Source organism: Sphingobium sp. CFD-1, from assembly GCF_024611115.1.
GTDB classification, from domain to species: Bacteria; Pseudomonadota; Alphaproteobacteria; order Sphingomonadales; family Sphingomonadaceae; genus Sphingobium; species Sphingobium baderi_A.
In genome coordinates, this window is the sequence record NZ_CP084398.1 from 3,092,867 (window position 1) to 3,103,230 (window position 10,364).

A 10,364-nucleotide genomic window follows, 5' to 3' on the forward strand; every position below is an offset into this window, starting at 1 on the left:
CCCTGCTTTTCCTTGGACTATGGCGTTAGGGCCGCTATCAGCGCGGCCCTGACCTGCTGGAAGAATAAGGATAGGCCATGACAAATCTCCACCGCCATGCCCCGCTGCGCGTCGCGCTCGTTGGTCTGGGGACAGTGGGCGGCGGCGTCATCCGGCTGCTCCAGACCAACGGCGACCTGATTGCCAGGCGCGCGGGCTGCCCGATCCAGATCGTCGCGATTTCGGCGCGGGACCGCAACAAAGACCGAGGTGTCGACATATCCCCTTATGAATGGGTGGACGACATGACCACGTTGGCGGCGCGCGATGATATCGATGTGGTGGTCGAACTGATCGGCGGCGCTGATGGCCCTGCGCTGACGCTGGCGCGGCAATGCCTGACTGCGGGCAAGCCCTTTGTCACGGCAAACAAGGCGATGCTGGCGCATCATGGGCTAGACCTGGCAGCACTCGCTGAAAAGGCAGGCATTGCGCTCAAATATGAAGCGGCCGTCGCCGGAGGCATTCCCGTCATCAAGGGCATGCGCGAAGGCGCCGCCGCCAATGAGATCAGCCGAGTCTACGGCATTCTCAACGGAACCTGCAACTACATCCTGACCACCATGGAGAAGGAAGGACGCGGATTCGACGATGTGTTGAAGGAGGCCCAGGAACTCGGCTTTGCGGAAGCCGACCCCAGCTTCGACATTGACGGCGTGGATGCGGCGCACAAGCTGACTATCCTCGCCAGCCTCGCCTTCGGCACTGAGCTGGATTTCGACAATGTCGCCATCACCGGCATTCGTCATGTGATCGCGGCCGATATCGCCGAAGCCGCGGCACTGGGCTATCGCATTCGCCTCGTCGGCATGGCCGAGAATGGTCCTGATGGCCTGTTCCAGCGCGTTCATCCGATGCTAGTCCCGACCGATCACCCCCTTGCCCATGTCGACGGATCACTCAACGCCGTGGTAGTGGAAGGCAATTTCGTCGGTCGCCTGTTCTTTGAGGGGCGGGGAGCTGGCGAAGGCCCCACGGCATCGGCGGTCGTCGCTGACCTGATCGACGTCGCGCGCGATGAGTATGGCGATGCCTTCGCCATGCCGGTGGCCGCACTCAGTCCGCAGCCGCCGGCCGACGCCGGCCATCGCATCGGACGCAGCTATTTGCGCTTCAAGGTTCAGGACCGGCCCGGCGTATTGGCGGAAATCGCTGCCGCGACCCGGGATGCGGGCGTATCCATTGAAAGCATGATCCAGCGTGGCGCGAATCAGCAGGACGGCGTTCTGATGGCGATCGTCACCCATGCTGGGGAAGAGCGCCGCGTAAGCGAAACGCTGGATCGCCTTGCCGGATCGGACAGCCTGCTCCAGACTCCGATGGTCATGCATATCCTCGACTGATGCCAGTTGGGATTCAGCGCAACCAGAAGCTGTGCAACAAAATATCCTCAACTGGCTCCCCCAACCGCAGCAAGGTGCGATTGGCGCGTTTGGGACAATCGAGATTGCCGACGACGGCAAGCGCACAGGATGGGCTGACGCCGGTGCTCCAGCAGCAAAACTGGCGACGATCAGCGGAACGACCAATCCTGGCAACCCTGCTTCTTTTCCGCATTTGCTAACGCCGGAAACGCCCATCTGTTGCATCATACCGTCAAAAGGAGTCGCATACGCGACACATGGCTCGACAAGGCAAAGCCGACCCCGTATCGCCCTCCCCAATACCGCTCAAAAGAGGAATGGACATGGTGCAGGCTAGCTCGATTCTCGATCGCGTTCTGGTGCTGGAAATGGTGCGCGTGACCGAGGCCGCTGCCATCGCGGCGTCGAAGCTGATCGGTCGCGGCGATGAAAAAGCGGCAGACGCAGCCGCCGTGGAAGCCATGCGTCTGGCGTTCAACGATCTCTATATGGATGGCACCGTCGTCATCGGCGAGGGTGAACGCGACGAAGCGCCGATGCTCTACATCGGAGAAAAAGTCGGTAACGCCATCGGCAAGGGCCCCAAGATCGACATCGCTCTCGATCCGCTGGAAGGCACCACGATCACCGCGAAGGCTGGCCCGAATGCGCTGGCAGTGCTCGCGATTTCAGAAGAAGGCGGCCTGCTCAACGCGCCCGATGTCTATATGGAGAAGCTGGCGGTTGGCCCCGGCTATCCGAAAGACATTATCGACCTCAACAAATCCGTGAGGGCAAATGTCGAAGCAGTTGCCAAGGCCAAGGGCGTGGAACCAGGCGACATCATCGTCTGCGTGCTGGACCGTCCACGTCATGAAAAGCTCATCACGGAACTGCGCGCCATTGGCTGCGGCATCATGCTGATTCCCGATGGTGACGTGGCTGGCGTGATCGCCACGACCAATCCCGAAACGACCATTGACATGTATATGGGTTCGGGCGGTGCGCCCGAAGGCGTGCTGGCCTGCGCCGCGTTGCGCTGCGTGGGCGGACAGTTCAAGGGCAAGCTGCTGTTCCGCAACGATGATGAGCGCGCACGCGCTCGTAAATGGGGCATCACTGATCTCGACAAGATTTACGACCTTAAAGAACTGGCCAAGGGCGACTGCATTTTCGCGGCCACCGGCGTGACCGACGGTTCACTGCTGGACGGTGTCAAGCGGCTGCCGGGTGGCCACCTCACGACGGAAAGCGTGGTTATGCGTGCCAGCACAGGCACGGTTCGCTGGGTCAAGGGCGAACACCGGTTGGAACGCAAGGACAGTTAAAGGCGTCCCTGACGAAATATATCCGATTATGGGGAGGGGCCACTTGGGCCCCTTCTTCATACTGGCTAGGGCAGTGAACGACTGGAATGAATCGTTCACCGCCTGATTTCTTTTGTTTTCCGCGTTCTGCGAATGGCCGGCTTTAGCGACCCGCACGATGATTAAGATCGTGACCGAGCGCCAAAATCGCTACGCCCAACAAGGTATAGGCGCTTTCCTGCAACCCATGATCCATCGTCAGGGCGCCTGCCATGATGCCAAGACCTAACGAACCGATAGCGGCGGGCATCATGAAACCATGCACCACCGCTCCATGCCCGAGCGCCACAGCCCCAAGTAAGATCGCCAACACCAGCCCCGTCTCATGAAATAACGGACTGGCGAAGAAACCTCCTGCCGAAGCGAGCAGGCCCAGGATCACAGCCGTTGCAAAGCAATGGGCAACACACAGCCCGGACAGGCCCATGGCGATCCGGTCGATCCGGCCTGTTGACAGGGCTTGGCGAAGGCTGAACTGCATGACGACCGCTACATAGGCGATAGCCGCATAGGTTACAATATATCATTGCGATTTTTTCGCTGGTGAAACGACGATAGATCGCCGCGCGTCAGGCAGCCAGATGCAAGCAGTTGCGGCCGCTGTTCTTGGCACGATAAAGCGCCTTGTCCGCAGCTTCCAGCAGCGCCGCCGCGTTTAAAGCGCCATCAAGTTCCACCAAGCCAGCGCTGAACGTCACGGTCACGCTCAGACCGGTGTCGAGATAGACGGGTTCATCCGCCATCATATGGCGCAATCGTTCGCAAACAGTACTGGCCTGGCGGATATCCGGATCCGCCAGCAGGATCGCAAACTCCTCACCTCCCAGACGTCCGATACAGTCCTCGCCGCGCAGGCCGGGCTTCAAACGCTCCACGAAGACGCCCAGAACCTTATCGCCGGCGGCATGACCATGACAGTCATTGACCGCCTTGAAATGATCGAGGTCCAAAAGCAGCAGGCAGGAACGGACATTATTTCCGACCCGGTCGATTTCCGTTTCGAGCTTTTCCAAGAATGCACGGCGGCTCGTCGCTCCTGTCAGCGAATCATGAGATGCCACCTGCTGCAATGCCTGCTGCCGCGCCTTGTGACGGGACATGTCCCGAACGGTGCAAACGACGCCAGTAGCCCCGTTCTCCTCATCCATCACGGCGCGCGCCACCATCTCATACCAATCGAGATCGTCGATGGCGCGAAGAAGACGGAACTCGACCCGATGGATGTCGCCTGGCTGTTCCAGCGCACGGCGATAGGTGGCGACTACGAGACCCCTGTCCTTGGGATGGATGAGGTCGGCCGCCGGCTGCCCCATCAACAAAGCCGGCGCACAGCCGATCTGTTCCAGAACGGAGGGCGACGCGTAATGAATACGGCCGTCAATGCCCAGGTTCAGAACCATGTCACCGCAATGTTCAGCGATGATTCGGTATCGCGCTTCGCTTTCGCGCAACATCTGGAACAGCTTGCGCCGTCCGTTCAGCTCGGCCGCCACGGGAGAAAGCTGAAAACCAGATAGATCTGAAAGAATTGGGTTTTCGTGCCCGCTGACGCCGCGATTGTCGACAAATAGCCATGATTGAACAGGGACGATGCGCCCCCCATGAGCGCGAGAACGACGATGGACGCCGCAGCCCCATAATGACCCGCGCGAAAGGAAATGATGACCAGCGGCAAAAGCGGCACGAACAGCAGCGGGTAATGATTTTGATGAAACACATACCATGTCGTTCCCCCCAACAGGAGGAGCAGGCCAAACAACTCCAGCCGGAGCAGCCGGGACGTGGTCCGGAACCATCGCGCCCATTCGCCCTGCATGAGCATGACAAGCACCGGCGTGCAGACCAGCCCCCCCAACACATGCCCAGAACACCATTGCAACCAACTGTCGCCAAAGGACGCTGGCGTCAGATTCGAGGCGACCAGAGCGGAACCCAGGCCCACGACGACATTCACGCCACATAGGGCAACCACGAAAACCGCCAATGGAACCAATGACACCATGATGTTCCGGCCGGAAACGCAATATCGGCAGATCACCGCTACCGTAAGCGATTCGGCTACGTTCATCAGCATCATCGGGATCGCCGCAACCGGCCCCATGCCGAACAGGGCCGTGGAAATGGCGCTGGCCAAGGCACATGCCGTGATCGCGCGCAGCCAGTTAGCGCGTTGCGATGTTAGCAATTCCGCCATCAAAAAAGCATTGGCAGCCCAGATGAAAGCAATGCCACCTTCAAAGCACGACGTCATGAGAGAGAGGGAGGCGACCAGAAAATAGATGCCTCCGGTCAACGCCGGCGCAAGCAGAGAAGAAAGGCGAAGAGAGGAACGCATGTCGCGTACCCTGCTAATCGCCCTTGGTTAAAATATGCTCACGACAGGGAACGCAATCTATGCGGACGCCCCCCCAACCCGCAAAGGAGGGGAGCGTCGATTTCCCTGGCGCTTCTTCAGTTCGAGGCGTCCGCCAACGTCTGATCGGTAGGCGCGGATATGGCGGGATTGCGGTTCCTGATCGTGGTCCGCGCCACCCGGACACCCGCGCCATAATCGGGATGGACCTGATCGAAGAGTTTGCACTGCCGCTCTTCGATTTCGGCGGGAATGTCCCCCATCGCGGCCGCTATGTTCGCGAACAGGCGCTGTTTCTGTGCATCATCGAACAGATTGAACAAGGCGCGCGGCTGGCTGAAGTCGTCATTCCCCTCGCGATGGTCATAATGATCCGCATCGCCCGAAATCCTGAGCGGCGGCTCCCGCAACCGTTCGTCCTGCACCGGACCGTTAAAGCTGTTAGGCTCATAATAGGCGGCCGGATTCGAATTGTTGGGGAAGAAGCGCATCGCTCCGTCCTTATGATAGTGATGGACCGGGCATTTCGGCGCGTTGATCGGCAATGCCTCATAATGCGTGCCCAGCCTGTAGCGATGGGCGTCGGCATAGCTGAATATGCGCCCCTGCAGCATCTTGTCGGGCGAAAAGCCAATCCCCGGCACGATGTTGGAGGGAGAGAAAGCCGCCTGCTCGATCTCCGCGAAATAATTGTCGGCATTGCGGTTCAATTCCATCACGCCGATATCGATCGGCGGATAGTCGGCATGCGGCCAAACCTTGGTCAGGTCGAAAGGATTATAGGGCGTCTTTTCCGCATCCAGCTCCGGCATGATCTGGACCTGCACTTTCCACTGCGGGAAATGGCCGGTTTCGATGGCCTCGAACAAATCCTCCTGCGTCGATTCCCGCGTGCGGCCTACGACATTGGCCGCCTCCTCATTGGTCCAGTGCCTGTGTCCCTGCATCGTCTTAAAGTGGAACTTGACCCAGAAGCGCTCGCCAGCTTCGTTGAGGAAAGAATAGGTGTGGCTGCCATAGCCGTTGATGTGGCGCACGTCGGTCGGCAATCCACGGTCGGACATAAGGATCGTCACCTGATGCAGCGATTCAGGTGAGAGCGACCAGAAATCCCACATAGCCGTCGGCGAACGCAGATTGGTGCGCGGATGACGCTTTTGCGTGTGGATGAAGTCGGGGAACTTCAGCGGATCGCGCACGAAGAAAACCGGCGTGTTGTTGCCCACCAGATCCCAATTGCCTTCAGGCGTATAGAATTTGAGCGCGAAACCGCGCACGTCCCGCTCGGCATCCGCTGCGCCCAGTTCGCCCGCGACGGTGGAAAAGCGCGCGATCATCGGCGTTTCCGCACCTGGCTGAAGCACCTTGGCCTTGGTAAATTTGCTGATATCCCCGGTAATACGCAGCACGCCATGGGCGCCCCAGCCCTTCGCATGGACAACGCGTTCGGGAATACGCTCGCGATTCTGATGGGCGAGCTTTTCGATCAGCTGATAATCCTGCAACAGCAACGGTCCGCGCGGCCCCGCGCTCAAGCTGTTCTGATTGTCGGCAATCGGCGCACCGGCGCTCGTCGTCATGGTCGGTTTATCGGCCATCGTCATCCTCCTGGGCTGTTGATGCAGCTAGACTAAGCCTCAATCTATTTTGGGGGAAATTGATTAAATTTGCCTCACTGATCGATTTGACCGCGCATATCAGGCATGAGCCGCTAACATATCGTGCCATCCGCGCAGACGCGCCGCGCGTTCCTTGACGCCCATATCCGGAACGAAACGCGTCGCTTGCGACGCCATGGAGGAGGCTTCCTCCAGCGAACCGAACAGCCCCGCTCCCAGCCCCGCCAGCATGGCCGCGCCCAATGCAGTGGTTTCGACATCCGATGGCCTGTCGACGCGCAGGTTCAGCATATTCGCCATATCCTGCACGATCCAATCGTTCGCGCTCATGCCTCCATCCACTCGCAGGAGGCGCCAAGGCGCGCCGTCCGCCGCGAAGGCATCGGCGAGATCGTGGATCTGATGCGACAGCGATTCCAGCGCCGCGCGAACGATGTGGGCGCGTGTGCTCCCTTGCGTCAAGCCGGTGATCGCGCCCCTCGCCTGCGGCCTCCAATGCGGCGCGCCCAACCCCACCAGCGCGGGCAACATGAATAGGCCGCCATTGTCTGGCACGGAACGGGCGAGGGCCTCGCTATCCTCCGCCGCCTCTATCAACCCCAGTCGATCGCGCAGCCACTGGATCAGACTCCCCGCCACGAAGATCGATCCCTCCAGCGCATAGGCACGGCGCTCCCCGATTCGATAAAGCAGCGTGCCGAGCAGCCGATGACGGGACGTAGGCATCGCCTCCCCCATATTCGCGAGGATGAACGCGCCGGTGCCCAGCGTCGCCTTGGCATCACCAGGACGCAGGCAAGCCTGCCCGATGGTCGCAGCCTGCTGGTCGCCCGCCAGCCCGCAAATCGGCACCGGTCCGCCTAGGACATCGGCGCGCGCCTCTCCGAAAACACCGGCATTATCGACGATTTCCGGCAGAGCGGCACTGGGGACGCCGAACAGCGCACACAGATCACTATCCCAGCCGTCGCCGTCCAGCGCCATCAGTTGGGTACGGCTGGCATTGCTGGCATCGGTAATGTGCAGCCCGCCGGTCAGCTTCCACACCAGCCAGCTTTCCACCGTGCCCAGCGCCAATCGCTCACCCGTTTGCCCCACCGCCGACGCATGGTCGAGCAGCCAGCGCATCTTGGTGGCGGAGAAATAGGGATCGACGACAAGGCCCGTGCGTCGCTGGAGCATCGGTTCGTGCCCCGCTTCGCGCAAGGCCTCGCACTCCGCCGCTGTGCGCCGGTCCTGCCAGACGATAGCGCGGTGCAGCGGCTCTCCACTGCTGCGGTCCCAGGCGACGACTGTCTCACGCTGATTGGTGATGCCGATGGCCGTGATGCCGTCCACGCCGCCCGCACGCTCCACCATCTGGCGGGCGCAAGCGAGGCTATGTTGCCAGATTTCTTCCGCATCCTGTTCGACCCAGCCAGAACGCGGGTAATATTGGGTAAGGTCGGCTTGCGCTGTCGCGATCCGCCTGCCGTCCGGCAAATAGAGCATCGCCCGCGTGGACGTGGTGCCCGCGTCGAGCACGAGAATGAAGCGATCCGTCATGACCTTTCCTCCAGCCAGCGCGAAAGAGGCGAGGTTTGAACCGCATCGAACCGCAGGCCCAGTTTTGTGCGCCGCCAAAGAATATCATCTGTGGTTTGTGCCCATTCCTGTGCAGTCAGATAATCCACTTCGGCTTCGGTGAGGCCATGACCGAAATGAACGCCCAGATCGTCCAGCCGCCTAGCCTCGCCAAGCCAGCGGCGGGTAGCGGTGCCATAGGCGCGGCCGATGCGGTCAATCCAGTTCGGATCGAGGAAGGGATAGTCACGCGACAATCCGGCCAGAAGGTCGGCAAGGCCGGTCATCGGGAAATCGCCGCCTGGAAGGGGAGCGGAGGCAGTCCATTCCTTCCCCGCCAATGTGGGCAGCAACGGTTTCATCATGTCCACCGCTTCGGCGGCAAGATGGCGATAGGTGGTGATCTTACCTCCAAAAATGCTGAGCATCCGCGCTTCGCCCTCCTTTCCCTCCAGTTCGAGGCGATAGCCCCGCGTGGCCGCCTCGGGCTTGCCGGAGCCGTCATCCACCAGAGGACGCACGCCGGCGTAGCTCCAGATCACATCGGCCGGAGTAATCTGGCGCGCGAAGTAGCGATTTGCGCCTTCGCAGAGATAAGCTACTTCCTCCGCGCTGGCGGTGACATGGTCGAGAGCACCATGATGGTCGCTGTCGGTGGTGCCGATCAGCGTGAAGTCCCGTTCATAGGGAATGGCGAAGAATATGCGGTCATCGGGAAGCTGGAAGAAATAAGCGAAGTCATGATCGAACAGACGCGGCACGACGATGTGCGATCCACGGACAAGGCGCATATGTCGATCCGTGGACTGATTCGCGCGGGCGAGCAGGGCAAGGACCGATGGGCCGGTGGCATTCACGACGACCCGCGCCCTGAAACGACTTGTTTCGCCAGACGAGAGACAGGCGTGGATGGTCCAATGTTCCCCTTCCCGGTCGAGCTTCACGACTTCGGTGCGCGTGTGGATGCTGGCGCCCCGGTCCGCTGCGTCGCGCGCATTGAGGATGACGAGACGAGCGTCATCCACCCATCCGTCCGAATAGACATAGCCTGGCCCGAAGCCCGGCTGCAACGGCGCTCCGGCCGGGTGGCGGCGCAGGTCGATGGACTGCGTGGGCGGCAGCGCGCGGCGACCGCCCATATGGTCGTAGAGAAACAGGCCCAGGCGCAACAACCAACGCGGGCGCAATCCCGGCACCCATGGCAGGACGAAGCGCATCGGGTGGATGATGTGGGGCGCCATGCTCCAGAGCCGTTCGCGTTCGGACAGAGATTCGCGGACCAGTGCGAATTCATAATGTTCCAGATAGCGCAGGCCGCCGTGGATCAGCTTGGTCGAGGCGGAGGATGTGCCCTGGGCCAGATCGCCCTTTTCCAGCAGCAGAACGGAAGCGCCGCGCCCGGCGGCGTCGCGGGCGATGCCGCAGCCGTTGATGCCGCCGCCTATGACGGCAAGATCATGAATGGGATCGACGACCTGGCTGCTCACCGGGGCAGTCTAGACCGGATGGGGCGATAGTGAAACCAAGAGTGAGGTGAAGAAGGAAAGCGTTCTGGACGGATGCCGCAGATCGGCGGAATCCGCTATATTATTCAATATTTTCAATCTATTATGAGATATTCCGGTGAGCGAGGCAGGCTCAGGCCTTTTCCAGCGTGCATTGCAGGGGGTGCTGGTTCTGCCGGGCGAAGTCCATCACCTGATTGACCTTGGTTTCGGCCACTTCATAGCTGAAAATGCCGCATATGCCGACACCGCGCTGATGGACATGGAGCATCACGCGGGTCGCTTCCTCCATGTCCATGCGGAAGAAATGCTGGAGGACGTGAACGACGAATTCCATCGGCGTATAATCGTCGTTCAGCATCAGAACCTTGTAAAGCGACGGCTTTTTGGTGCGCGTGCGCGTCCGGGTGGCGATGCCGACATTCGGCCCACCGGCGCCCTCGCCATGATCGTCCTGATCATTGCCCGCCATGAGGAAAGGCCGTGCCGACGCCGAAGTGATGATGCTGTCCATGATGGACGAGAATATGGCGATTTGGGCCCTGATGACAAGAGGGCCGCGCGTCAGGCCATCG

At 60.6% G+C, this 10,364-nt stretch carries 9 protein-coding genes; 2 read left to right on the forward strand and 7 right to left on the reverse strand.

The window, feature by feature from the left end; translation table 11 throughout:
- The first annotated feature begins 77 nt into the window (after positions 1-77).
- Entirely contained in the window at positions 78-1,382 is a 1,305-nt protein-coding gene (locus LDB26_RS15590) for a homoserine dehydrogenase (RefSeq protein WP_257539110.1), read from the forward strand.
- 344 nt (positions 1,383-1,726) lie between these two features.
- On the forward strand, positions 1,727-2,710 hold the full coding sequence (gene glpX, locus LDB26_RS15595) for a class II fructose-bisphosphatase (protein WP_062068232.1): 984 nt from the start codon (positions 1,727-1,729) through the stop codon (positions 2,708-2,710).
- Positions 2,711-2,852: 142 nt separating this feature from the next.
- On the opposite strand, the gene LDB26_RS15600 is transcribed toward glpX, so the two are convergent.
- The 7 genes from LDB26_RS15600 to clpS all read right to left on the reverse strand — a co-directional run bounded on the left by LDB26_RS15600 (position 2,853) and on the right by clpS (position 10,303).
- Positions 2,853-3,230: a MerC domain-containing protein gene (locus tag LDB26_RS15600; RefSeq protein WP_062060925.1), complete on the reverse strand. Its 378-nt coding sequence runs from the start codon at positions 3,228-3,230 to the stop codon at positions 2,853-2,855.
- Between the two features lie 88 nt (positions 3,231-3,318).
- Complete coding sequence (locus tag LDB26_RS21550) at positions 3,319-4,203, reverse strand: GGDEF domain-containing protein (protein WP_306812068.1); 885 nt, start codon at positions 4,201-4,203, stop codon at positions 3,319-3,321.
- Positions 4,204-4,226: 23 nt separating this feature from the next.
- Positions 4,227-5,084, reverse strand: a complete 858-nt coding sequence (locus LDB26_RS21555; protein WP_306812037.1) for an MASE1 domain-containing protein — start codon at positions 5,082-5,084, stop codon at positions 4,227-4,229.
- Between the two features lie 116 nt (positions 5,085-5,200).
- Positions 5,201-6,700, reverse strand: coding sequence for a catalase (locus LDB26_RS15610; protein WP_257539111.1), 1,500 nt, complete (start codon positions 6,698-6,700; stop codon positions 5,201-5,203).
- A gap of 99 nt (positions 6,701-6,799) precedes the next feature.
- Positions 6,800-8,266: a glycerol kinase GlpK gene (locus LDB26_RS15615; RefSeq protein ID WP_257539112.1), complete on the reverse strand. Its 1,467-nt coding sequence runs from the start codon at positions 8,264-8,266 to the stop codon at positions 6,800-6,802.
- Positions 8,263-9,771 (reverse strand): glycerol-3-phosphate dehydrogenase, encoded by a 1,509-nt coding sequence (locus tag LDB26_RS15620; protein ID WP_257539113.1) that lies wholly within the window; start codon positions 9,769-9,771, stop codon positions 8,263-8,265. The genes LDB26_RS15615 and LDB26_RS15620 overlap by 4 nt, the downstream gene beginning before the upstream one ends.
- A gap of 151 nt (positions 9,772-9,922) precedes the next feature.
- Positions 9,923-10,303 (reverse strand): ATP-dependent Clp protease adapter ClpS, encoded by a 381-nt coding sequence (gene clpS, locus LDB26_RS15625; protein WP_062060940.1) that lies wholly within the window; start codon positions 10,301-10,303, stop codon positions 9,923-9,925.
- Positions 10,304-10,364: the final 61 nt, after the last annotated feature.